The organism is Williamsia sp. (assembly GCF_016462415.1).
Taxonomy (GTDB): domain Bacteria; phylum Actinomycetota; class Actinomycetes; order Mycobacteriales; family Mycobacteriaceae; genus Williamsia_A.
Window position 1 is genome coordinate 53,004 of the sequence record NZ_JAEMTF010000009.1, and the last position, 24,239, is coordinate 77,242.

Here is a 24,239-nt window from a genome sequence, read left to right on the forward strand (position 1 = left end):
GCCCAAGTTGAAGAATGTCGGCCGCTGTGCGAGATTGTTCGGATGGCAGCTCCTCCCGTGGCACCCGAGACCGGCGAGAAGCCCGGTCGACCTGCGCGCCGGCTCGCCGGCGTAGCGCTGCTCGGGCCGGCCTTCGTCGCCGCGATCGCCTACGTCGATCCGGGCAACGTCGCGGCCAACATCACCGCGGGCGCGCGCTACGGCTTCCTGCTCGTCTGGGTGCTCGTGATGGCCTGCGCGATGGCGGTGGTGATCCAGTACCAGTCGGCCAAGCTCGGCATCGTCACCGGAAAGACGCTGCCGTCTCTGATCGGCTCGCGCCTCAAGCGCAAACACCGACTCGCGTTCTGGGCGCAGGCCGAGATCGTGGCCGCCGCAACCGACATCGCCGAGGTCATCGGTGGCGCCATCGCGCTGCACCTGCTGTTCGACCTGCCGCTGTTGCTCGGTGGGGTGATCGTCGGTGTGATCTCGATGGGGCTGTTGACCTTTCAGTCCCGCAACCGTCAGCGGACTTTCGAGTCGATCATTGCCGGACTGTTGTTGATCATCGTGGTCGGATTCCTGGCCGGGCTCGTTGTCAACCCGCCGTCCGCGGGCAACGTCCTCGGCGGGCTCGTGCCGCGACTGCAGGGCACCGACACCGTTCTCCTGGCGACCAGCATGCTCGGCGCCACCGTGATGCCCCACGCCATCTACCTCCACTCCGCGTTGGTGGTCGACCGCCACGGGTTCAGCCCGAGCGTCGTCCGCCGGCGTCGGCTCGTCAAGGCGACGCGGTGGGATGTGCTGGTGGCGTTGGTGATCGCCGGTGCGGTCAACATCGCGCTGCTGCTTCTCGCGGCGCAGAACCTCCAGGGTAAGGACGGCACCGACACCATCGAGGGTGCCCAGCGTGCGGTGGGCGACGCGATGGGACCGGTGATGGCCACGGTGTTCGCCGTCGGTCTGCTCGCATCCGGGCTCGCCTCGACGTCGGTCGGTTGCTACGCGGGTGCGTCGATCATGCAGGGTCTGCTCAACATTCACGTCCCCATGTTCGTCCGCCGGCTCATCACGCTGATCCCGGCGCTCGTCGTGCTCGGCAGCGGGGTGGACCCCACCTGGGCGCTGGTCATCAGCCAAGTGGTGCTGAGCTTCGGCATCCCGTTCGCGATCATCCCGCTCGGACGGTTGACCCGCGACCGCGAGATCATGGGTGAGTTCACCGACGCCGCTCCGCTGCGTGTCATCGCGATCGCGATCTCGGTCGTCGTGGTGCTGCTCAACATCGCGCTGATCTTCCTCACCGTCACCGGTATCGGCTGACCGCAGGCGGGCGCCTTCGATACGTTGGAGTCCTCGGGGCGATCGGAAGGTGTGTGCAATGAACCGTCGGGTACCCAGGGTCGCCGACCTCGCCCCGCTGATGCAGTTCAAGAAGCCGCAACTCAACGCGAAGCGTCGCCGTCTGGAGAAGGCGTTGACGATCGAGGACCTGCGCACGATCGCCAAGCGGCGCACACCGAAAGCCGCGTTCGACTACACCGACGGCTCCGCCGAGGCCGAGCTGTCCATCGAGCGGGCACGACAGTCGTTTCGCGACATCGAGTTCCACCCCGCGATCCTGCGCGATGTCTCCACCGTGGACACCAGCTGCCAGATCCTCGGAGGCAGTTCGAGCATGCCGTTCGGGATCGCGCCCACCGGCTTCACGCGGATGATGCAGACCGAGGGTGAGTACGCCGGGTCGCGGGCAGCCGCGCGTGCGGGTATCCCGTTCTCCCTGTCCACCATGGGCACCGCGTCCATCGAGGATGTCCGAGACGCCGGCCCGCATGGGCGCACATGGTTTCAGCTCTACATGTGGAAGGACCGGGACAAGTCGATGGCGTTGGTCGAGCGCGCCGCGGCGGCTGGATACGACACCCTGTTGGTGACCGTGGACGTCCCCGTGGCCGGTGCGCGTCTGCGGGACAAGCGCAACGGGATGTCGATACCGCCTGCATTGACCCCCGCCACCGTGCTGAACGCGCTTCCCCGCCCGCAGTGGTGGTTCGATTTCCTGACCACCGAGCCGCTGGCGTTCGCGTCGTTGGATCGGTGGTCAGGGACCGTCGCCGAGTTGCTGGACACCATGTTCGACCCGACGGTCACCTTCGACGACCTCGCCTGGATCACATCGCAGTGGCCCGGCAAGCTGGTGGTCAAGGGCATCCAGACCCTCGACGACGCGCGTGCCGTCGTCGACCTGGGTGTCGACGGCATCATCCTGTCGAATCACGGCGGGCGACAGCTCGATCGGGCGCCGATCCCGTTCCACCTGCTCCCCGAGGTCGCGGCCGAACTCGGCGGGCGTACCGAGATCATCCTCGACACCGGCATCATGTCCGGCGCCGACATCGTCGCGGCCATCGCGCTGGGCGCCGACTTCACGCTCGTCGGACGGGCCTACCTCTACGGTCTGATGGCCGGCGGCGAGGCGGGTGTGGACCGGGCCATCGAGATCCTGAGCGAGGAGATCACCCGCACCATGCGGTTGCTCGGCGTGACGTCGCTGGACCAGTTGTCGCCCGAGCACGTCACGCAACTCGTGCGGCTGGCACCCCGGCCGGCCGGGATCGACCGCTCACGAGGCTGAACGCGCGCCCATCGTTCGCCCGCGCGCGAACCTGGGCGCGCGTCTGATCGGTCGACGCGCGTTCACCGCGGGTGGCGTCAGACCGACTTCTTCAGGTCCGGGTTCTCGGCATAGACCTCGCCGAGCACCGACATGTCGAAGATGTCGGCCGCGGCGATGGTGTAGCCGGCCTTCGCCAACGCCTCGATGTTCTGCTCGATCAGGGCGTCGGTCATGGTCAGCAGACCGTTCGCCTTGGTGTCGGCGGAGACCACCAGTTCGTTCTGCGCGGTGGCCTCTTTGGTCTGATCGGCGACGTCGAGCTTCAGTGTCTTCCCGTAGACGTTGGCCGCGAGCTCCGCCGACTTCTGCGGGTTCGCGACGGCGTCGTTCCAGCCCTGGACCTCGGCCTTGAGAAACTTCTTGAGTTTGTCGCGCTCGTTGTCGATGGTCTCCTGGCGCACGACCAGTGTCTCGGCGACCAGGGGCAGGTTGTGGTCGGCGAAGAGCAGTGTCGCGGTCGGAAAACCGTTGGCGGCAAGTGTGATCGGCTCGTTGGTGCTGTAGGCGACCCAGCCGTCCACCTCGCCCTTGGTCAGCGGCGTCGGGTCGTACTGCACCGTGATCTTCTCGACGTCGCTCTCCGAGAGATTGTTCGCGGTCAGCAGGGCGCGGAAGACGTTCTCGTTCGAGGCCTGGACACCGATCTTCTTGCCCTTCATGTCGGCCGGTGTGTTGATGGGCCGCTTGGCGTCGGACATGATGCAGAACGGGTTCTTCTGATAGGTCGCCGCGACGGTCTTGAGCTTGGCGCCCTTGAGGATCACCGGTGCGGTGAGCTGTGGCGCGGTCATGCCGATCCACACCTTGTTCGACGTCAGGCCGGTCTCCACGCCGGTTCCCGCGCCGCCACCGGTGATGAGCTCGGGATCGCTCAGTCCGGCCGCCTTGTAGTAGCCGTTGGACAGCGCGTGGTACTCGCCGGCGAACTCGATGTTCTTGATCCAGGAGAGCTGTACCTTCACCGCGTCCGAACTCGATGACGAGGAACCCGAGCTGCACGCGGCGAGAACACCTGCGCCGCCGACGGTCCCGACGGCGCCGCCGGCGATGAGGGAATACCGCAGGAACGAGCGGCGGTCGAATGTGTGGGTCATGGGTGTCTCCTCATGTCGGTTCGGTGCCCATCCGGGCGAGGACGATCTTCTCGATGACGCCGACGATCGCGTACAGGACGATCGAGCTGACGGTGATGACGACGACCGAGGCCCACAGTTCGTCGTAGGCGGCGGCGGGCAGCGCCTGCTGCAGGCTGGCGCCCAGACCTTTGTTGGTGCCCAACCACTCGGCGACGGTCGCGCCGATGATGGCTCCGGGGACCGAGATCTTCGCCGCGGCGAACAGCGCGGGCACCGCGGATGGCAGAGCGGCCATCCGCATGGTGGTCAATCGCGTTCCGCCGTAGGCGGTGATCACGTCGCTGATCTGCCGCGGCGCGTTGTTCAGCCCGGTCATGATCATCACCAGGGCCGGGAAGAACACGATGATCCCGCCCATCACCGCGATACATGCGGGACCACGCCCGACGATCATCGTGATCAACGGCGTCATCGCGACCAGCGGCACCGACCGCAACAGCATCGCCAGCGGCATGAACGTCTGCGCGGCCGGTCGGAACATCACGAACACCGCCGCGACGACGACCGCGGCGAGCATCCCGGTGACGAATCCGATCGCCGTGTCACCGAGCGTGATCCACAGCTCGCCGAGGATGTCCGAGCGCTGGGTCGATGCGTCGGCTCCGGTGAACAGATAGCTGAACACGTCGATCGGGGTGCGCCCGATGATCGGTCCGATGTCGGGGAACGCCAGCAGGAACAGCGACCAGATCACCAGGATCAGCACGAGCGAACCCAGCAGCGCGCCGAGGAACTTGGCGGTCGCGGTCAGGGCGGGCATCCGAGTGGTCATGCGAACACCGCGTTCCCGGTCGACCATCGTGTCGCGAAGACGGAGACGACCGACACGATCGCGTAGCCGATGCCCGCGATGACACCGGCCAGCAGCGCGATCGCCCACACCTGGGGGATGGCCGCCTGCTGCTGCGCGAGGATCAGCGCCGGGCCGATGCCCTGCTCCGGCATCGACAGGAACTCTCCGAGAACCGCACCGAGGACCGCGGCCGGGCCGGCGATCTTCAGCGCGCCCAGGATGTTCGGCACCGCCGCGATGAGTCGGATGCGGACGAGCTGGGAGAAGGCGCCGCCGCCGTACACGCGAACCAGGTCGAGACTGGCCTGCTGTGGTGACCGCAGGCCGGTGAGGGTGCCGATCATCGTCGTGAAGAAGACCGAGATGGCGGCCAGGAACACGATCATCGTCTGCACCTCGGCGAACGCGACCTGCACGATGGGTGCGACCGCGATCAACGGCGTGCAGTAACTGATGATGGCCAACTGCGTGGCCAGGCCTTCGATCAGCGGGATGATCACGACCAGCAGAGCGAGCACGATCGCCAGCAGGTTGCCCCACAGGAACCCCCGCAGCGCGAGCTCGATGGTCGGGGTGAAGTTGGTGGAGTAGAACTCCGACCCCTGCTCACCGATCGCCCGGAGCACGGCGAACGGGGTCGGGATGGTGCCCTTGAACCACTCGAACACGCCCGCGATCCACCACACGGCGACGACCGCCACGAGCCCCACAGCGCCTGCGCCCCAGCGGGACCCGAAGGCGCGCACTCCGGTCATCCGGCGCCGTCCGCGTGCGCGAGGTCGGCGGGTGCCTGCGAGCGGCCGAACAACAGGCCGCTCAGGTGATCGTGCAGCGCATGGAACTCCGGCGTCCGCATCATCTCCGGCACCCGAGGACGGGGGAGGTCGATGGGCAGGATCTCGATGATCCGACCAGGGCGCGGGCTCATCACCGCGACCTCGTCGGACAGGAACACCGCCTCGGCGATGCCGTGGGTGACCATCAGGGTGGTGGCCGGCTTCTCGGTCCAGATCCGCAGCAGTTCGATGTTCAGCCGCTGCCGCGTCATGTCGTCGAGTGCGCCGAACGGCTCGTCGAGCAGCAGCGCCGTCGGTCGGACCACCAGTGCCCGGGCGATCGAGACCCGTTGACGCATACCGCCGGACAAGGTTGCGGGTTTGGCCTTCTCGAAGCCGTTCAGTCCGACGAGGTCGATCAATTCGGCGATCAGCTCGTCGTCGGCGGGGAGCCCGGCCACCTGCAGTGGCAGCTTGATGTTCGCCTCGACACTGCGCCACGGCAGCAGCGCCGAGTCCTGGAACGCGATGCCCAGGCCGTGATCGCCCTGCAGTTCCTTGGGGGAGCGTCCGTTCATCAACGCGGTACCCGAGGTGGCGGCCTCGAGACCGGCGAGGACACGGAGCACGGTGGACTTACCGCATCCCGACGGACCGAGCAGCGCGAGGAACGATCCCTCGGAGGTCTTCAACGTGACGTCCTCGAGCGCGGTGACCGTCTTCGAGCGACTGCCGAACACCTTGGTGAGGCCGCTGATGTCGATGCCCGTCCCCGGGGGACGGGCACCGGACTGCGGGGCGAGGTCAACCATGAGCGCGACGCTAGGCCGCGCGCGTTGCTGCGGTGTTACCCGACGGTTACGCCGATCTCACCCGCTCATCCGACCGGGGTCGGCGTGGACTTCTCCGTGGTCCGCGAGCCGCGCAGCGCCTCCGACCAGCTCACCTTGGATCCGGTCCGCAGGATCGACCGCTGATAGACGCGCGAGGCGACCCAGACGGCCACCAGGCACGCTGCGATCATGATGACGATCGTGCCCACCACCTGGACGGTGTTCGTCTCGCCTGCGGCGATGCGCATCGGCATCAGCGAGGCGGAGAACGGCGGGATCCAGCTGAGTGCCTTGATGAACGTGGAGTCGAGCGAGTTGATGCCGAAGATGCCGGCGTAGAGCACGCCGATCGACAGGATGGTCAGCGGCGCCGCGGTCGACCCCAGTTCCTCCTGCCGGGACACCATCGCACCCGTCGCGGCGTACAGGATGGCGAAGAAGAGGAAGCCGAGGAGGAACCACACCACGACAGCGCCGAGCATCGATATGGCCGCGCTGGGGACGGTGAGGACACCGGTCACCGACGCGGTGATCAACCCTGCACCGCCGAGAACCACCAACTGCGCGAAGGTGATCGCGCCGATCCCGAGGATCTTGCCCCACAGCAGGTGCAACGGACGGATCGTGGCGAGCAGCAGCTCGACCACCCGCGAGGTCTTCTCCTCGACCACGCCTGCCGACACCATGCCGCCGCCGGTCATGATCGCGAAGAGCAGCAGGATGACGCCCACGTAGGCGATCGCAAGTCGCTGGCCCTCGTCGGGCTTGTCCGGCTTGGTCTGGGTCACCTCCAGCGCCGACGCCGTCTGCTGTTGCTTGGCGAAGGACGCCGGATCGATGTTGCTGCGAGCCAGCGCCTCACGCTGCGCGAGCTGGGCGAGCGCGGTCCGCACGATCGTCTCCGACGTGCCCGACAGACCATCCTTCGTGATCGCCGTGTACGCGGGGCCGCCAGGGGCCCCGGTGCCCAGGGCGACCGAGACGTCGCCGGCGTCGACCTGGGTGCGCGCGGTCGCGGCGTCGGCCAGGGGGACGACCTCGACCGAGGTGCCGCTCAGCGTCCCGGCCTGCGTGATCGACTGCGACAGCGCGGCGTTGGTGCCGACCACGCCGATCTTCTCGGGCTTGTCGTCGCCGCCGGTGAAGATCGACGCGACGATGAGACCGCCGATGATGAGCACCAGCATCAGAGCGTTGGTGATCAGAAACGATCGGGTGCGGACGCGGGTCGTGATCTCACGGCGGGCGATCAGCGAGATCGCGCGGGTGGGGCCGAGGGTGGCCCCGCCGGTGGTCTTCGGTGTGCTCATGCTGAAACAACCTCTCGGAACAGATCGGTCAGATGGGGGTGGCTCGTGGCGAACCGATGAACCGGCCCATGGGCCAACGCCGTCGCGAGGAGCCTCTGGTCATCGGCGGTGTCGTCGATGCGCAGATGGGTGTCGGCGCCTCGGTAGTCGGCCTCGATGACGCCGGGCAGACCGTCGGCCCACCGCGTGGAGGTGTCCGGGCCGGTGACGTGCAGCGTCTTGCCGCCGCCGGCACGCAGCTCGTCGACGCGTCCCTGCGCGCGCATGCTGCCCTTGGTGATGATGCCGACGCGGTCGCACAGCCGCTGGACGAGATCGAGCTGGTGGCTGGAGAACAGCACCGGGACTCCCTCGGCGGCCTTCTCCTTCAACACGTCGCTCATCACGTCGACGGCGACCGGGTCGAGACCGGAGAACGGCTCGTCCAGCACCAGCACGGTCGGCTCGTGCACGAGCGCCGCGGCGAGCTGTGCGCGCTGCTGGTTGCCCAGGCTCAGGTCGCCGACGTTGTCGTCGATGCGCTCGCCGAGGCCGAGTCGGGTGACCCAGCGGACGACGTTGTCGCGTGCGTCGGCCGACGACAGGCCGTGCAGCTCGGCCAGGAACCGGAGCTGCTCACCGACCTTCATCTTCGGGTACAGGCCGCGTTCTTCGGGCATGTACCCGATCTGACGGCGCATCTCGAGGTCGATCGGGCGGTCGCCGAGGAGCACTCGCCCGGAATCGGCGGCCAGCACCCCGAGCACGATGCGCATGGTGGTGGATTTGCCGGCGCCGTTGCTGCCGACGAAGCCGAAGATCTCGCCGGCGTTGACCGTGAAGGTCATGTCCGACAACGCGGTCAGGGTGCCGTATCTCTTCGACAGGTGGTCGATGATCAGTGGATCGTTCACGATCTGCCTTTCTCGGGTGGATCGGGGGACGGATGGGTCACCAGGGCGCTGGGGCCGGTGGGTCCAGGTCGCGGGCCGCTGCCCTCGGTGTCGGCTCGGGTGCCGGTTGAGTCTCTGCTGCAGGGGTTTCGGGATGGGGATCGTCTTCCGCGACCTCGTCGACGTCGTCGTCTACGAAGTCATCCGGATCGGGATCGGCCTGCCACCACGAGGTGAGAATGGTGGGCGTGCAGGATCCGACGAGAACGAGGCTGATGAGCAGCACTCCGATCCCGTAGACGTTCTGACCTGAGACGAGATCGTTCGCCGAGCCGAGGAAGATCAACAGCAGGTACGGGATGAACATGAGGCTGAAGAGCACGATGTAGCCGATCGACCGAGCCGAGTTCCGCTGTGCGAGTTGGATCTCGTCGAGCGCAGAGACGGGCGCGTCGGCGACCGACCCGGTCACGATGCGAAGGATCGTGAGGGTGCTGACCGTACCGATCAGCCCGATGAGAAACGGGATCCAGAACCACAGGTGGGTGAACAGGGCGGCCACACCGGCGATGACGAGGGCCACGAGGAACGCCCCCAGCGTCAGGGCCAGTCGTCGGAAGGCCCGGCGGTTGCGCATCGTCGGGTAGCGACCCGCGTACTTGGCGATGGTGCGCTCGTACCGAACCGCGCGCCAGGTCTCGTATCGACGCCAGAGCTGCGGCTTGGCGTGCTCGGGGATCGCCGAGTTGGGATCGCTCATGATGACGCTCCGTTTCGTTTCGCGTACAGCTCGGACGACATGGCACCGAACTCTGTGCGGCTGAAGACGGCCTCGACCGGGAGGTCGAAGACCGCGCAGATCCGAAAGGCGAGGTCGAGGCTGGGGTAGTTGTCGCCGCGTTCCAACGCCCCCACCGACTGCACGTTGATCTCGACGAGGTCGGCGAGCTCGGCACGTGACATGCGCCGCTCGGCGCGGAGGACACCGATGCGGTTGTAGATCGGGAGCGAGGCTCCCCGTCTGACTGGGCTCACGCAATCAAGTATTAGGAAAACACAACACAAAGTCAACAGGTGACAACGAACCGTTTGCTCAGGAGGGGGTCACGCCGTAACTCTCGGCGAGCAGCATGAGCATGTCGATCCGGGCGGTGTCGGCGTCGGGATCGGGGGCCAACGGCTTGCGCAGCGCCTCGCCGTCGAACGCGGCGATGAGGACCAGGACCAGGGTGCGTCGCCGTGCGGCGGTGAGGTCCCGGAGTTCGGGCATGCCGTCGGCCAGCAGGGTCATCTGGGCGTAGTAGTTCTCCAGGATGGGACTCAGGCGGGTCCGCAGCGCTTCGTCGATACGCGCGTGAAAAGCCAACTCGCGCAGGACGATGTTGAGGTCGGAGGTGGCGAGGTCGCGGACCAGCAGCACGGCCTCGCGCATGTCCCGAGGCGTGGCCTCGGCGCTCGATGTGCCGAACTCCGCGGTGAAACTGCTGATCTGGCGCTCGCCGACTTCCTGGGCCACCGCGATCATGAGATCGAGGCGGGTGGGGAAGTGGCGGAACAGAGCACCCTGGGACAGGCCGGCCCGTGTCACGATCTCGACGACGGTGGTCTTGGCGTATCCGATCTCGGCGATCGAGGTGATCGCGGCGTCGAGCAGGGCCCCGATGGTGGTCGCACGGCGCTGCGCCTGCGTCCGTCGCGGCGCACCTCCTGGGGAACTCACCTGCCAACTATAAAAGCGCCTGGCCACTCCACTGCCGGTCACGCCGCGAATGGGCGTGCTCAAAGGGGCTTGTGGACACTTAGAAACCATGTACTCTCTTTTTATCTTGGTGAGGTGAGTCACACAAGCGCGATACCCCGTGGCTGACCCGTACGGCGATTCAAAGGAGAATCTGTGTTCCTGGTGTCGGGCGTGAGAACGGTTCGTGGCCGAAAACGATTGTTGGCGTTGATGGTCGGCGTCACTGCGGTTGTCGGACAGGGTGTGGTCGCCACCGACGCCGCCGCTGCGCCCCCGCCGCTCGTGGCACCGTCGACGGCGCCGGTCCCACTCTTCCCGCCACTGCCGGACGCCGACCGCGGGTTCTATCTCCCACCCCAGCGGGTGGTCGATGCCGCCGCACCCGGCGAGATCCTCGCGGCGCGTCGGGTGAACCTCGCCAACGCGTCGGTGCTCCCGGTCAACGTCGACGCCTGGCAGATCTCCTACCGGTCCACCAACACCCGCGGGCAGGCGATCCCGGCGGTCTCGACGGTCCTCAAGCCGCGTGGTGCCGCGCCGGGTGGTTCGCGAAAGCTGCTGTCGTATCAGATGGCCGAGGACTCGACGGCCGGCTACTGCGCGCCCTCCTACGCGATGCGGGTGGGGTCGATCCCGGCGCCACTGACCGGCGCGATCACGGTTCCGCTCAACTTCATCGACGTGGTGGCCGCGGTCGCCAAGGGCTGGGCCGTCGTCGTCCCCGATCACCAGGGGCCGGACTCCGCGTTCGCCGCGGGCCCGCTCGCCGGGCGGATAGTTCTCGACGGCATCAGGTCCGCGGAACAGTTCGCGCCCCTTCAGGTCGACGGCACCGCGACGAAGGTCGGGATGTGGGGCTATTCCGGTGGAGCGATCGCCACCGGGTGGGCCGCCGAACTGCAGCAGAGCTACGCCCCGGAGCTCGACGTCGTCGGTGTCGCCGAGGGCGGCGTGCCCGCCGACCTCGGAGCGCTGGTGAACCTCGGCAGCGGCAACCTCGGCGCCGGGTTGGTGATGGCCGGCGTCATCGGCGTCAGCCGGGAATACCCCCAGTTGGCCGACATCCTGGCCCGCAGGATCAATCCGCTGGGCAAGGCGCTCGTCGCCGCCAAGAACCCCCTCTGCCTCGCCTATCAGTCCGTGCTGGCCCCCTTCCTCAACATCAAGGGTCTGTTCCTCGGTGGTGATCCGCTCCGGGATCCGCGTGTGAAATCGGTGTTGGCGCAGGTGCGGATGGGCCAGACGGTTCCCCGCTCGCCGATGTTCGTCTATCAGTCCCATCCCGACTGGCTGGTCCCCGTCGGGCCGGTGGACACTCTCGTGACGACCTACTGCCGTGACCCACGGGCCCGGGTGCAGTACACCCGCGACCACTTCAGCGAACACATCTCGCTCGACCCGGTCGCTGCGCCGGCGGCGTTGCTCTGGCTGGATGAACGGTTCGCCGGGAAGCCGGTGAAGGCAGGGTGTTCGACGACCGATGTGGGGTCGATGGCCCTGGACTCCCGGTCGTGGTCGGCCTTCTCCGACCAACTGGGCGCCAACGTGGCCGCACTGTTCGGTCAGGCGATCGGGCGCACCCCGACCCGGTAGCCGGCTACGACCGGACGGACTCCCCGTCGAGGACGGCGCGCACGTGTCGCGCCGCCTCGCGACCGGCCCGGTTCGCACCGATGGTCGACGCGGACGGGCCGTAGCCGAGGAGTTGCACGCCCGGCTCGTCGGCCACGACGGTCGCCAGTGTCCCGGTCATGGTGATGCCGCCGCCCGCGGCGCGTAGGTGCAGCGGCGCGAGGTGGTCGAGCGCGCTGCGGAACCCGGTGCACCAGAAGATGACATCGACATCGAGTTGCGCCGGGGCGTCCTCCCGGACGCCGTCGAAGCGGACGCCGTCGGCAACGATCCGGGTGAACATCGGCAGCCACTCGAGGATGCCGTCGGCCTGCGCCGCGGCGATGGCCGGGGTCGTGCGCAGGCCGGTGACCGACACCACCGACGTCGGCGGCAGTCCGGCGCGCACCCGGCGCTCCACCCGGGCGACGGCCTCGCGGCCCTCCTCCGGGCTGAACGGCACGTCGGTGAACACCGGACGGGTTCGGCTGCACCAATACGTCGTGACGTCGGTCGCGGTGCGGGCGATCTCCATCAGCAGCTGGACCGCCGAGATACCCGCTCCGACCACCAGCACCCGCTGCCCGTCGAACTCGTGCGGTCCGGTGTAGTCGTGGGTGTGCAGCTGGCGGCCGGTGAACCGCTCGGTCCCGGGGATGTAGGGGATGAACGGTCGATCCCATGTCCCGGTCGCGTTGACGATGGTCCGGGTGATGATCGTGGAGTCGATCCTCGTGTCACCCGGCCCGGGGCCGGTCAACAGCACCTCGTATTCGTCCGTGGTGCCTCGGCGACGTCGCACCGCGGTGACGTGTACCGGACGGCGGACGTCGAGTTCGAACCTCTTCTCGTACCGCTCGAAGTAGTCGGGCACCGCGGTCGCGGCCGGCCACTCGTCGCACTCGACCCCGAGGGCCTCGGTGAGTCCGTATCCGGGCAGATCGTGGACGTGGTTGGCGCCGGCCAGGGTCAGTGTCGGCCAACGGAACTGCCACGCGCCACCGGGTTTCGGGGCATGGTCGAGGATGGCGAATCGCCCGGTCAGTCCCCGCCGTCGAAGAAAATACCCGGCCGACAGTCCAGCCTGCCCGCCGCCGATCACCACACAGTCGAGCCGCTCGTCGGTCACGCCCCGAACTGTACGTCGCGTCGAGTATTAGGCTGACCACCATGATCGGGAGCAGCAGAGACGGTCTTGTGACCACCATCGAGATCCGACGCGAGAACAAGCGCAACGCCCTCGACCACGCCGTTCTCGACGGCCTGGCCGCCGCGGTCACCGATGCGGTCGACACCGGCAGCCGCGCCATCGTTCTCACCGGCCAGGGCGCCGTGTTCAGCGCGGGTGCGGACCTGTCCGGCCCGGTCTACGACCCGGACTTCCTCGCGACGTTGGTGGCCACGCTGCAGCAGATCGAATCGTTGCCGGTTCCGGTCATCGCCGCACTCAACGGAAGTGCGTTGGGAGCGGGCCTGCAGCTGGCCATGGTCGCCGACCTCCGTGTGATGGCGCCCGGCGCGACGGTCGGCATCCCGGCGGCGAAGCTCGGTGTGGCCGTCGACGAGTGGACCATCCGCCGACTGACCTCTCTGGTCGGCGGCGGCATCGCGCGCGGCATGCTCATCGGATGCGATCCGCTCACCGCCGATCGCGCGCACGCCATCGGGTTCGCCAACCGCATAGGCGATCTCGCCGAAGCGCAGGCGTGGGCGGCGTCGATCGCCGACCTCGCCCCGCTCACGCTCGCGCACTACAAGCTGGTGTTCGCCGGCGACGGGGCACGTGATGAGGCCCCGGCCGATCGCATGGATGCGATGATGCGGGCCTGGGACAGTGACGATCTCGTCGAGGGACGTACCGCGCGGGCCGAGAAGCGCGTACCGAGATTCACCGGCCGCTGAACGCGGCTCCTACTTCGGGCGTTTGACCGACTTACCCGGCCGGTAGACCAGTCGTCTGATCTCCGACGGCGGGTCCGCGATCCCCGGCCCACCCGCTCGCATCCACTCGCCGACCTCGCTCATCGCCGAGTCGGTCAGTACCCGTTGCAGCCAGACCGGGCGACCGCCGTTGGCTCGCCCCGCCCGTGACGGGGACACCACGATCACGTTCGAGCGCTTGCAATCGTCGAGACAATCGCTGGTCCGTACCCGAGCGGCGTCGTCGACCGAGTGTCGCAGAGCGTCGAGCTGGCTGTCGTGGTCGATGTCGGGATGTTTGCGCACGGTCCCGCAGCAACAGCCACGACAGACGGTCGCCGTCGGGATCGACGTACCGGTCTTCTTCGCCGACAGCCCGTTCTCCGATGTTCGAGCCGGGTGATCGTCCGGCATGGTGGTGATCACCGACGAGCCTACGACACCCGCGATGACGGGCTTTACGCCACCCAGAGTTGGTGCGCAAGGCTAAAGGGTGGAGTTTTCGTAGCCGAAACATGCTCGAACTGTTCGGGATACACGGCGCCTCTAGCGTCGCGATATTGCCCGTCAGGGGGCGGACATCATCTGCGATTGCTGATCGAGGAGTGCGCATGACCCAGGAAGTAGCGGAGCCGAATCCGGCTCTCACCGGACCGCAGGCTGCGGCCACCCGAGAAACGCTGGAGGACTACACCCTCCGGTTCGCTCCACGGAGTTATCGCAAGTGGGGGCCGGGCGTCGTCTCGATCTCCGCGCTCGGCGGCATCGCGTACCTCGCCGATTTCGCGATCGGTGCGAACATCGGTATCGCCAACGGCACCGGTAATGCGTTGTGGGGCATCCTGTTCTTCGCCGTCGTCGTGGTGTTGACGGGCTATCCGCTCGCCTACTACGCGGCGCGGTACAACATCGACCTCGACCTCATCACCCGTGGCAGCGGATTCGGCTACTACGGGTCGGTGCTGACGAACGTCATCTTCGCGTCGTTCACCTTCATCTTCTTCGCCCTCGAGGGCTCGATCATGGCCCAAGGCCTCAAGCTGGGTCTCAACATCCCGCTGTGGCTGGGTTATCTGGTGTCCTCGGTGCTCGTCATCCCGCTGGTCATCTACGGCATGAACACCCTGGCCAAACTGCAGGTGTGGACCACGCCGCTGTGGCTGGTCATGATGGTCCTGCCGTTCCTCTACCTCCTGATCACACACCCCGACGCGGTCGGTGACTTCCTCGCCTTCAGCGGTGGCACCGACGCCCAGGGTGGCAACGGTGTCTCGTTCGCAGGCACCATGCTCGCCGCCGGTGTCTGTCTGTCCTTGATCGCCCAGATCGCCGAGCAGATCGACTACCTGCGCTTCATGCCGCCGAAAACCGCTGAGAACAATCGCAAGTGGTGGATCGCCGTCATCGCGGCCGGCCCGGGCTGGGTCTTCTTCGGTGCCATCAAGCAGGTGGTCGGACTGTTCCTCGCCGTCTACCTGATCCTGAACTTCGCTGACCAGGCCGGTGTCGCCAATCAGCCCGTCGAGCAGTTCCTCGCCATCTACGAGGACTTCATGCCGCACTGGCTGGCCCTGACCCTCGCGGTCATCCTGGTGGTCATCAGCCAGATCAAGATCAACGTGACCAACGCCTACTCCGGCTCGCTCGCGTGGACCAACAGCTTCACCCGCGTCACCAAGACCTACCCGGGTCGCCTGGTCTTCCTGGTGTTCAACGTCGCCATCGCCATCGTGCTGATGGAAGCCAACATGTTCAGCTTCCTCAACAACCTGCTGAACTTCTACGCCAACTGCGGCATCGCGTGGATCGCCACGGTGGCCTCGGACATCGCGATCAACAAGTTCCTGCTGAAGCTGTCGCCCAAGCAACCCGAGTTCCGACGCGGGATGCTCTACAACGTCAACCCGGTGGGATTCGGCAGCGTCGTCCTGGCCGGCGGACTGTCGATCATGACGTACTTCCACGTCTTCGGCGACGCCATCCAGCCGTACTCACCGATCGTGGCACTCGTTCTCGCCGTGGTGCTGCCGCCGATCTTCGCCGTCGCGACGAAGGGCAAGTACTACCTGCGTCGTACCGACGACGGCATCGACCTGCCGATGCTCGACGAGGACGGCAACCCGTCGGACGTCAAGCTCATGTGCTGCGTCACCGGCATCGAGTTCGAGCGGCCCGACATGATCGCGTCGGCGAAGCCGGGGCCGAACGGGGAGAAGCAGTACATCTCCTCGCTGGCCCTCTCGTGCGACAAGACCGGCGAGCACGTGTTGCCCGAACAGAAGACGGAGACCGCTCTCACCCAGTAGGTCCGACACCGTCGGCCACCGCCCCGTCATCGACCCGCAGGTCGGTGATGGGGCGGTCTGCGTTTGCGAGAATGATCCGATGACACGGCGCAGCGCGGTCGAGGTCCGAGATCTCATCGTCGATCCCGGTAGCTGGTCGAGCTGGGACGACCCGATCTCCGCGGCGTCGGCCGGCGACGACTACGCCGACGACCTCCGTGCGGCGCGTGACAAGACCGGTCTCGACGAGTCGCTGATGACCGGCGCGGCCACCGTCCACGGCCACCGTGTGGCCCTGGTGATCAGCGAATTCGGCTTCCTCGCAGGATCGATCGGCGCTGATGCCGGCACCCGGATGACCGCCGCCATCAGGCGGGCCACCACCGAGGGCCGTGCGCTGGTGGCGCTCCCGGCGTCCGGGGGCACCCGGATGCAGGAGGGGACCGCGGCCTTTCTGCAGATGGTCGGCATCACCGCGGCGGTCGTCGAACACAAGGCGGCTCATCTGCCGTACCTGGTCTACCTGCGCCACCCCACCACCGGTGGGGTGTTCGCCTCGTGGGGGTCGCTCGGCCACGTGACGCTCGCCGAACCCGGTGCGCTGATCGGCTTCCTGGGCCCGCGCGTCTACGAGGGGCTCTACGGCGAGGCGTTCCCGGAGGGCGTCCAGCAGGCGGAGAACCTGCGGGTGCAGGGGTTGGTCGACATCGTGACGCCGGTGGACAACCTCGCCGAGTTCGTCGACGCGATCCTGCGGGTGCATCGCGCCGGCATCGAGCCGGCCGAAATCGCAACGGCGACAATCCCACCTGCATCCGACACGCCTCGGGTGCGCACGGCGACCTGGGACGCGGTCATCGCGTCCCGACGCGCCGACCGGCCCGGCGTGCGTGACCTCGTGCGAGCGGTCGCCGACGACGTGGTGAACCTCAGCGGGACCGGCGAAGGCGAGAGCGACCGTGGCCTGCTCGTCGCCATGGTCCGCCTCGGCGGTCGGGGAGTGGTTCTCATCGGCCAGGACCGACGCCTGCAGACGCCGGGGTCGCTGCTGGGGCCGTCGGCGCTCCGGGTGGCGCGACGCGGCATGCAACTCGCGGCCGATCTCGACATCCCGCTCGTCACGGTCATCGACACCCCCGGCGCCGAGTTGTCGAAGGAGGCCGAGGAGGGGGGACTGGCGGGTGAGATCGCCAGGTGTCTGGCCGATCTCATCGCTCTGCCCGTGCCGACGGTGTCGGTGCTGCTGGGGGAAGGTGCCGGTGGGGCCGCGTTGGCGTTGATGCCGGCCGACCGTGTGGTCGCCGCGTCGAACGCCTGGCTGTCACCGCTGCTGCCGGAGGGAGCGAGCCTCATCGTCCACCGTGACACCGACCACGCGGCGGAGATGGCCGATGCGCAAGGGATTGGCGCGGCCGCCCTGTTAGACCGCGGATTCGTCGACGTGGTGGTCGACGAGAAGCCCGATGCCGCAGACGAACCCGGACCGTTCTGCGTCCGTGTGGGCGCGGCGGTCGTGGGCGCACTCGGGGAGATCGAGCGACGGGACTCTGCGGACGTGATCAGATCACGAACCGAACGCTTCGGCCGCCGGTAGACGACCGAAGCGTTCGGCTGTTCACACGCGGTCAGGGCAGGGGTCGATCAGGGCCAGACGAGGCGCTTGCCGCCCTCGAAGTCCTGACGGAACTGATTGCCGACCTTGTACTCGTCGCCGACCGGGAGGCCGAACTTGTCCGGACCGCCGGCGGCCGCGTACTTGGCGAGGATCTGACCCCACACCGGATGTGTACCGGTGTTGGCGCCGTAGTACATGTTGCCGCCCTCGAAGAACTGCTTACGTCCTGTGCCGCCGGCGAGCTCGTCGCTGGTCGGATACTTGAGGGGGCCGCGCTCGTAGTTCAGGGTCGCCCAGCGTGCGCGCAGGGCGCCGCCGATCTGGTGGGCGACACCGCCGGAGACGTTGGCCTTCCAGTAGAACGACGTCTGCTTCTCGAACCGCTGGAATCGTCCGCCCTGGAACGCGGCGGCTTCGTTCATCGTCGGGTTGCCCCACGTGGTGGGCCCGCCGGTGGCCTCATAGGCCTCCAGGATCCGTCCGCCGACGCTGTATTCGCCGAAATCCTTGTCGGCGCTCGCGACACCCACCTGGGTGGAACCGAGCAGGGCCACGGCCATCGCCGCGACGGCCACCGCCGTCATGCGTTCTCTGATGCGCATATGTAGTCACTTTCATGTGGTCGAGTCCTTATGAGGGTACGAAACGAAAACTTCGGCCTCCCGCGATGGGTGGCCGAAGCGTCCGATACCTCAGTGCGGATCAGGGGAAGACGAGAACGCCACCCTGGAAGTTCTGGGCGTAGTTCCTGCCCACTCGGTACTCGTTGCTGACGGGCATGCCGAGCTTTCCGGTCGGGCCCTTGGCGGCGGCATATTTGCCGAGGATCCCGCCCCACACCGTGTACGTCTTGGTGGTGGTGCCGCTGTAGATGTTGCCGCCCTGGAAGAACTGCTTGACGCCCTTGTCGGGGATGCCGATCGGGTCGGAGGTGGGGTATTTGAGAACTCCACGCTCCCACTGGAGCGTTCCGTACTTCGCGAAGATCGCGCCGCTGACCGGGTGTGCGACGCCGTTGGTGACCGACGCCTTCCAGTAGAAGTGGGTGTTGTCCTTCTCGAAGGTCTGGAAGCGTCCACCGAGAGCGGGTCGCTCGTCGCCGGTGGCCTCGCCCCACTTCGCGACACCGCCGGTGGCCTTGTAGGCCTCCAGGATGCGTCCGCCGATGGTGTATTCACCGGACGGCTCATCGGCACTCGCGATGCTCGTCACCTGCGTCGACGCGAGCACGGTAAAGGCCATTGCGGCCACCGCAGCTGCTGTCACGCGTTGTTTGATGCGCATTGGAATCACGTCACTTTCCTTGTAGTCAGGCCACCGACCCGGATCGATTGTTCGCGATAGCAACTGTTTGCACAATCGCTCAGGCGAACGATTGTCCGAAACGCAATGCGTTCGTTGCGGAACTGACGGCCTACGAGTACGTATAGTTGGTGAGCGCAATTAATTAGGGAGGCTATATGTCCGACGTGGTTCGCGAGTATCCGATGGCCCGCACCTGTCCGTTCGACCCGCCCGCACAGCAGACCGAGGACGGTCCGGTGTCGAGGGTTCGGATCGAGACCGGGGCGACGGCCTGGCTGGTCACGGGGTATCAGGAGCAGCGTGAGGCGCTCGTGGATCCGCGTCTCAGCTCGGACTTCCGGCGTGAGGGCTACCCCTCGCGCATCACCACCCAGGCCCGGACGCGGTCGTTCATCTCCATGGACAACCCGGAGCACCAGCGGCAGCGTCGGATGCTCATCAAGTACTTCACGGTCAAGCGCATCGAGTCGATGCGCCCGGCCATCCAGAAGGTGGTCGACGGCCTCCTCGACGAGATGCTGGCGGGATCGGGATCGGCCGACCTGGTGTCGCAGTTCGCTCTGCCGCTGCCGTCGCTGGTGATCTGCGACCTCCTCGGCGTGCCGTACGCCGACCACGACTTCTTCCAGGAGTGCAGCAGCGTGCAGCTGACGATGTCGGCTCCGATGGCCGACCGCGAGGCCGCCCGCGACGCGCTCAACGGATACCTGCTGAATCTGGTCGAGTCCGCCGTCGACAACCCCGGCGATGATCTCATCGGCGACCTGGTGACCAACCAGGTCCGGCCCGGTCACCTCACCACCGGCGAGGTGGCCGACATGTGCAGCCTGCTGCTCATCGCCGGACACGAGACCACCGCGAACATGATCGCGCTGGGCACCCTGGCGCTGCTGCGGCATCCCGGTCAGCTGGCCGAACTGCGCGAGTCCGACGATCCGGCGCTGATGGCGTCGGCGGTCGAGGAACTGCTGCGCTATCTGACGATCGTCCACCAGGGGCTGCGCCGGGTCGCTGTCGAGGACATCGAGATCGGGGGAGCCCAGGTCGCCGCGGGCGACGGGGTCATCATCTCCGCCGACGCCGGCAACCGCGCCCCCGACGCCTTCGACGGCGATCCCGACGAACTCGACATCCACCGCTCGGCCCGGCACCACGTGGCCTTCGGGTTCGGTATCCACCAGTGTCTCGGCCAGGCGTTGGCTCGACTCGAACTCGACATCGCCTACTCCACCCTGTTCCGGCGGGTGCCGACGCTCGCCGTGGACGCGTCGCTGGACGAGATCGACTTCAAGGACGACATGTTCGTCTACGGCGTCCGCGCGTTGCCGGTCACCTGGACTGTGGACTCGGACCGATGAGCATCGAGATCGACCGCGACACCTGCGTCGGGGCCGGACAGTGCGTGCTGGCCGCGCCGGATGTCTTCGACCAGACCGAGGACGAGGGCATCTCGTTCGTGCGACCCGACGCGCCGGCGGGCCGGGACGCCGCGATCGCGGACGCCGTCGACCGCTGCCCGGCACGGGCCATCGCTCTGGTCGAGGGGTGAATCGGACATCGCTCCGCGCAGCGGAAAACGACGCGCCACCACGTGGTCGGCGTTGGTAGCGTCGACCGGGTGAATCCTGCTCACCCGCACTGTCCCGGGTCGCGCGCCCGATGCTGATCCGCCTGCTGCGCACGTATCTGCGCGCCTACAGCCGTGAGCTGACCGCGGTCGTCGCCCTGCAGTTCGTCGCGACCCTGGCGATGCTGTACCTCCCGACCCTCAACGCCGACATCATCGACAAGGGCATCGCCCGTGGCGACACCGACTACATCGTCGACATCGGCATGTGGATGTTGGGTATCTCGCTGGTGCAGGTGCTGTGCAGCATCGCGTCGAGCTACTTCGGCGCGCGGGCTTCGTTGGGCGCCGGCCGCGACATCCGCCGCGACCTGATGCATCGCGTCGGGACCTTCTCCGCCCGCGAGGTGGGCCGCTTCGGCGCACCGTCGCTGATCACCCGCACCACCAACGACGTCCAGCAGGTGCAGATGCTCGGCGTCATGGCCTGCACGATCCTGGTCACCGCGCCCATCATGTGCATCGGTGGGATCGTCATGGGCCTGCACGTGGGCAGCAGCCTGGCCATCGTCCTCATCATCGCGGTCCCGGTGCTGGGCGGATCGATGGCCGTCATCATCGCGAGGATGATCCCCGGCTTCCGGGCCATGCAGGAGCGCATCGATGCCGTCAACCGCGTTCTGCGCGAACAGATCACCGGCATCCGCGTGGTGCGGGCGTTCGTCCGGGAACCCTACGAGCGCAAGCGATTCGCCTCCGCGAACGACGATCTCACCGCCTCGGCCCTCAAGGTCGGGCGGTTGATGGCGTTGATGCTGCCGGTCGTCACCGTGATCACGAACGTCACGATGGTCGCCATCGTCTGGTACGGCGGCTACCGCATCTCCGCAGGCGCGGTCGAGATCGGTGCACTCACCGCGATGATCAGCTACGTCATGCAGATCATGATGGCGGTGATGATGGCGTCGTTCCTCGCGATGATGGCTCCCCGCGCCGCGGTCTGCGCCGAGCGCATCACCGACGTCCTCGAGACCGAGACATCGGTCGTGCCCGCCGCCGAGACGACGCCGTTCGCCGGCGACCCCGGATCGGTCGAGTTCCGATCCGCCCAGTTCCACTACCCGGGCGCCGATCAGCCGGTGCTGTGCGACATCTCGCTGTCGGCGCGACCCGGCAGCACCACCGCCATCGTGGGCTCGACCGGTGCGGGCAAGACCACTCTGCTCGGACTCATCCCGCGCCTGATCGACGTCACCGACGGATCGGTGGTCGTCGGTGGTACCGACGTGCGGTCCCTCGATCCCGACGTGTTGCGCAGTGCGATCGGTCTGGTCCCGCAGAAGCCGTATCTGTTCTCCGGCACCATCGCGACCAACATGCGCTACGGCAAGGCCGACGCCACCGACGATGAGATCTGGGAGGCGCTGACCATCGCGCAGGCCGCCGATTTCGTCCGCGACATGCCCGACGGTCTCGACACCGCGGTGGCCCAGGGCGGCACGACGGTCTCCGGTGGGCAGCGACAACGCCTCGCGATCGCCCGTGCGGTGATCCGTCGTCCCGACATCTACCTGTTCGACGACTCGTTCTCCGCACTCGATCTGACCACCGACGCCCGACTACGCGCCGCGCTCAAGCCCGTCACCCGCGACGCGTGCGTTATCATCGTCGCCCAACGCATCTCGACCATCATCGACGCCGACTCGATCGTCGTCCTCGAGCACGGGCGGGTGGTCGGCACCGGCACACACGACGAACTGCTCGGCAGCTGTTCCACCTACGCCGAGATCGTCGAATCGCAACTGTCCGTGGAGCAGGCCCGATGACGCGGCCCGGTGCCGGGGTCGGCGGACCCCGCGGCGGACCGATGATGGGTGGTGTACCCGGTGAGAAGGCACGCTCGTTCAAACCCTCGGTGAAACGACTGCTCGGACTGCTTGCCGCACGCCGACTCTCGTTGTCGGTGGTGGTCGTCTCGGCGATCGGCTCGGTGGTGCTCACCGCGTTGTCGCCGCGCATCCTCGGCCACGCCACCGACCTCATCTTCTCCGGCGTCATCGGGGCGCAACTGCCCGACGGCCTCACCAAGGCGCAGGCGGTGGACCGACTCCGCCAGAACGGCAACGGCACCTTCGCCGACCTGGTCTCCTCGATGGACGTCGTGCCGGGTCGCGGCGTCGACTTCGGCGCCGTCGGCCAGACGCTGACCGTGGTCCTGATCCTCTACCTCGGTGCCGCGGTGCTCATCTGGCTGATGAGCCAGCTGCTCAACATCACCGTCCAGGGGACCGTGCGGGAGCTGCGCAGCGAGGTCGAGGACAAGATCCACCGACTCCCGTTGCGCTACTTCGACACCACGCCGCGCGGCGAGCTGCTCAGCCGCGTCACCAACGACATCGACAACGTGTCGCAGTCGCTGCAGCAGACCATCTCCCAGCTGCTCAACTCGCTGCTGATGGTGGTCGCGATCCTGGTGATGATGCTCGTCATCTCACCCCTGCTCGCGCTGATCGCACTGGTCACCGTCCCGCTGGCGATCCTCGCGACGACCATGGTGGCCAAGCGGTCCAAGCCGCACTTCATGGCCCAGTGGAAGAGCACGGGCGCGCTCAACGCGCAGGTCGAGGAGGCCTTCACCGGGCACGAGCTGATCAAGGTGTTCGGGCGTCAGGACGAGGTCGAGGAACGCTTCGACAACCGCAACGAGGCGCTCTACCAGTCGAGTTGGCGTGCGCAGTTCATCTCCGGGATCATCATGCCCGCCATCATGTTCCTCGGGAACCTGAACTACGTCGCGATCGCCGTCGTCGGTGGGCTGCGGGTGGCGTCGGGTCAGCTGAGTCTCGGCGAGGTACAGGCGTTCGTCCAGTACTCACGGCAGTTCACCCAGCCGCTCACCCAGATCGGGTCGATGTTCAACCTGATGCAGAGCGGAGTCGCGTCGGCCGAGCGCATCTTCGACATCCTCGACGAGGACGACGAGACAGCCGACCCGAAGACGCCGGTCTCACCCGAGGTCGTCGCCGGCGGACCCTCGGGTGCCGTTGTCTTCGACGACATCTCGTTCCGATACCGCGAGGATCAGCCGCTCATCGATCAGCTGACGCTGGCCGCCGAGCCGGGTCACATGGTGGCCATCGTCGGACCCACCGGCGCGGGCAAGACCACCGTCGTCAATCTGCTGATGCGCTTCTACGACGTCGACTCGGGCGCGATCACCGTCGACGGTGTCGACACGCGGTCGATGACACGCGCTGATCTGCGCGGCCGGACCGGCATGGTGCTGCAGGACTCATGGCTGTTCGGCGGGACGATCCGCGACAACATCGCCTACGGCGATCCGTCCGCGAGTGAGGAGGCGATCCTCGAGGCCGCCCGCGTCAGTCACGTCGACCACTTCGTGTCGATCCTCCCCGACGGGTACGACACCGTCATCGACGAGGAGGGCGGCGGCGTGAGTGCGGGGGAGAAGCAGCTCATCACCATCGCGCGTGCGTTCCTGGCGCAGCCGACCGTCCTGATCCTGGACGAGGCGACCAGCTCGGTCGACACCCGCACCGAGTTGCTGATCCAGAAGGCGATGCAGGCGTTGCGCGCCGACCGCACGAGTTTCGTCATCGCGCACCGACTCTCGACCGTCCGCGATGCCGACACGATCCTGGTGATGGAGAGCGGGAAGATCGTCGAGCAGGGGTCGCACGACGAACTCCTCGACGCCCGTGGCGCCTACTACCGGCTCTACAACAGTCAGTTCGTCGGTCCGATCGACGACGAGGAGATGTCGACCGTCCCCTGACCGCCGAGCGTGCCCTA

23 protein-coding genes are annotated in these 24,239 nt (G+C 67.1%); 10 read left to right on the forward strand and 13 right to left on the reverse strand.

Annotated elements, in window-relative coordinates; all coding sequences use genetic code 11:
• Window positions 1-42 precede the first annotated feature (42 nt).
• Both JHC79_RS03990 and JHC79_RS03995 read left to right on the forward strand, forming a co-directional pair.
• The gene (locus tag JHC79_RS03990; protein WP_296388577.1) at window positions 43-1,308 is read left to right on the forward strand and encodes an Nramp family divalent metal transporter; all 1,266 of its coding nucleotides are present in this window, start codon (window positions 43-45) and stop codon (window positions 1,306-1,308) included.
• A 58-nt stretch (window positions 1,309-1,366) separates the two neighbouring features.
• The gene (locus JHC79_RS03995) at window positions 1,367-2,620 is read left to right on the forward strand and encodes an alpha-hydroxy acid oxidase (protein ID WP_296388579.1); all 1,254 of its coding nucleotides are present in this window, start codon (window positions 1,367-1,369) and stop codon (window positions 2,618-2,620) included.
• A gap of 77 nt (window positions 2,621-2,697) precedes the next feature.
• Here JHC79_RS03995 and JHC79_RS04000 read toward each other — a convergent pair whose 3' ends face one another.
• The 9 genes from JHC79_RS04000 to JHC79_RS04040 form a co-directional block, all read right to left on the reverse strand.
• The gene (locus JHC79_RS04000) at window positions 2,698-3,756 is read right to left on the reverse strand and encodes an ABC transporter substrate-binding protein (protein ID WP_296388581.1); all 1,059 of its coding nucleotides are present in this window, start codon (window positions 3,754-3,756) and stop codon (window positions 2,698-2,700) included.
• Between the two features lie 10 nt (window positions 3,757-3,766).
• Window positions 3,767-4,570, reverse strand: a complete 804-nt coding sequence (locus JHC79_RS04005) for an ABC transporter permease subunit (RefSeq protein WP_296388582.1) — start codon at window positions 4,568-4,570, stop codon at window positions 3,767-3,769.
• Window positions 4,567-5,346 (reverse strand): ABC transporter permease subunit, encoded by a 780-nt coding sequence (locus JHC79_RS04010; protein ID WP_296388584.1) that lies wholly within the window; start codon window positions 5,344-5,346, stop codon window positions 4,567-4,569. Before JHC79_RS04010 ends, JHC79_RS04005 begins: the two co-directional genes overlap by 4 nt.
• Complete coding sequence (locus JHC79_RS04015; protein WP_296388586.1) at window positions 5,343-6,179, reverse strand: ABC transporter ATP-binding protein; 837 nt, start codon at window positions 6,177-6,179, stop codon at window positions 5,343-5,345. The genes JHC79_RS04010 and JHC79_RS04015 overlap by 4 nt, the downstream gene beginning before the upstream one ends.
• Window positions 6,180-6,244: 65 nt before the next feature.
• Window positions 6,245-7,510: an ABC transporter permease gene (locus tag JHC79_RS04020; protein WP_296388587.1), complete on the reverse strand. Its 1,266-nt coding sequence runs from the start codon at window positions 7,508-7,510 to the stop codon at window positions 6,245-6,247.
• Window positions 7,507-8,403, reverse strand: coding sequence for an ATP-binding cassette domain-containing protein (locus JHC79_RS04025; protein ID WP_296388589.1), 897 nt, complete (start codon window positions 8,401-8,403; stop codon window positions 7,507-7,509). Before JHC79_RS04025 ends, JHC79_RS04020 begins: the two co-directional genes overlap by 4 nt.
• Before the next feature lie 37 nt (window positions 8,404-8,440).
• Entirely contained in the window at window positions 8,441-9,142 is a 702-nt protein-coding gene (locus JHC79_RS04030) for a hypothetical protein (RefSeq protein ID WP_296388591.1), read from the reverse strand.
• A complete protein-coding gene (locus JHC79_RS04035; protein WP_296388592.1) occupies window positions 9,139-9,417 on the reverse strand; it encodes a helix-turn-helix transcriptional regulator in 279 nt (92 codons plus the stop codon). The genes JHC79_RS04030 and JHC79_RS04035 overlap by 4 nt, the downstream gene beginning before the upstream one ends.
• Before the next feature lie 58 nt (window positions 9,418-9,475).
• Window positions 9,476-10,102: a TetR/AcrR family transcriptional regulator gene (locus JHC79_RS04040; protein ID WP_296388594.1), complete on the reverse strand. Its 627-nt coding sequence runs from the start codon at window positions 10,100-10,102 to the stop codon at window positions 9,476-9,478.
• Between the two features lie 192 nt (window positions 10,103-10,294).
• Here JHC79_RS04040 and JHC79_RS04045 point away from each other — a divergent pair, with 192 nt between their 5' ends.
• Window positions 10,295-11,716 carry a lipase family protein gene (locus JHC79_RS04045; RefSeq protein WP_296388596.1) on the forward strand — a complete coding sequence of 474 codons (1,422 nt, stop codon included), beginning with the start codon at window positions 10,295-10,297 and terminating at the stop codon, window positions 11,714-11,716.
• 4 nt (window positions 11,717-11,720) lie between these two features.
• Here JHC79_RS04045 and JHC79_RS04050 read toward each other — a convergent pair whose 3' ends face one another.
• Window positions 11,721-12,863, reverse strand: coding sequence for an NAD(P)-binding domain-containing protein (locus JHC79_RS04050; RefSeq protein WP_296388599.1), 1,143 nt, complete (start codon window positions 12,861-12,863; stop codon window positions 11,721-11,723).
• Between the two features lie 41 nt (window positions 12,864-12,904).
• On the opposite strand from JHC79_RS04050, the gene JHC79_RS04055 reads away from it, so the two are divergent.
• Window positions 12,905-13,636, forward strand: a complete 732-nt coding sequence (locus JHC79_RS04055) for an enoyl-CoA hydratase (protein ID WP_296388600.1) — start codon at window positions 12,905-12,907, stop codon at window positions 13,634-13,636.
• Between the two features lie 9 nt (window positions 13,637-13,645).
• Here the strand turns inward: JHC79_RS04055 and JHC79_RS04060 are convergent, their stop codons facing one another.
• A complete protein-coding gene (locus JHC79_RS04060) occupies window positions 13,646-14,080 on the reverse strand; it encodes a (2Fe-2S) ferredoxin domain-containing protein (protein ID WP_296388602.1) in 435 nt (144 codons plus the stop codon).
• A gap of 185 nt (window positions 14,081-14,265) precedes the next feature.
• Here JHC79_RS04060 and JHC79_RS04065 point away from each other — a divergent pair, with 185 nt between their 5' ends.
• Window positions 14,266-15,960, forward strand: coding sequence for a hypothetical protein (locus JHC79_RS04065; RefSeq protein ID WP_296388604.1), 1,695 nt, complete (start codon window positions 14,266-14,268; stop codon window positions 15,958-15,960).
• Window positions 15,961-16,039: 79 nt separating this feature from the next.
• A complete protein-coding gene (locus JHC79_RS04070) occupies window positions 16,040-17,533 on the forward strand; it encodes a carboxyl transferase domain-containing protein (protein WP_296388607.1) in 1,494 nt (497 codons plus the stop codon).
• A gap of 47 nt (window positions 17,534-17,580) precedes the next feature.
• On the opposite strand, the gene JHC79_RS04075 is transcribed toward JHC79_RS04070, so the two are convergent.
• The gene (locus JHC79_RS04075) at window positions 17,581-18,156 is read right to left on the reverse strand and encodes a lysozyme (RefSeq protein WP_296388609.1); all 576 of its coding nucleotides are present in this window, start codon (window positions 18,154-18,156) and stop codon (window positions 17,581-17,583) included.
• A gap of 100 nt (window positions 18,157-18,256) precedes the next feature.
• Complete coding sequence (locus tag JHC79_RS04080) at window positions 18,257-18,796, reverse strand: lysozyme (RefSeq protein ID WP_296388610.1); 540 nt, start codon at window positions 18,794-18,796, stop codon at window positions 18,257-18,259.
• 218 nt (window positions 18,797-19,014) lie between these two features.
• Here JHC79_RS04080 and JHC79_RS04085 point away from each other — a divergent pair, with 218 nt between their 5' ends.
• From JHC79_RS04085 to JHC79_RS04100, 4 genes are all read left to right on the forward strand, one after another.
• Window positions 19,015-20,217, forward strand: coding sequence for a cytochrome P450 (locus JHC79_RS04085; RefSeq protein WP_296388612.1), 1,203 nt, complete (start codon window positions 19,015-19,017; stop codon window positions 20,215-20,217).
• Window positions 20,214-20,408 (forward strand): ferredoxin, encoded by a 195-nt coding sequence (locus tag JHC79_RS04090; RefSeq protein ID WP_296388614.1) that lies wholly within the window; start codon window positions 20,214-20,216, stop codon window positions 20,406-20,408. The genes JHC79_RS04085 and JHC79_RS04090 overlap by 4 nt, the downstream gene beginning before the upstream one ends.
• 110 nt (window positions 20,409-20,518) lie before the next feature.
• A complete protein-coding gene (locus tag JHC79_RS04095) occupies window positions 20,519-22,252 on the forward strand; it encodes an ABC transporter ATP-binding protein (protein ID WP_296388616.1) in 1,734 nt (577 codons plus the stop codon).
• The gene (locus JHC79_RS04100) at window positions 22,249-24,222 is read left to right on the forward strand and encodes an ABC transporter ATP-binding protein (protein WP_296388618.1); all 1,974 of its coding nucleotides are present in this window, start codon (window positions 22,249-22,251) and stop codon (window positions 24,220-24,222) included. Before JHC79_RS04095 ends, JHC79_RS04100 begins: the two co-directional genes overlap by 4 nt.
• Window positions 24,223-24,239 lie beyond the last annotated feature (17 nt).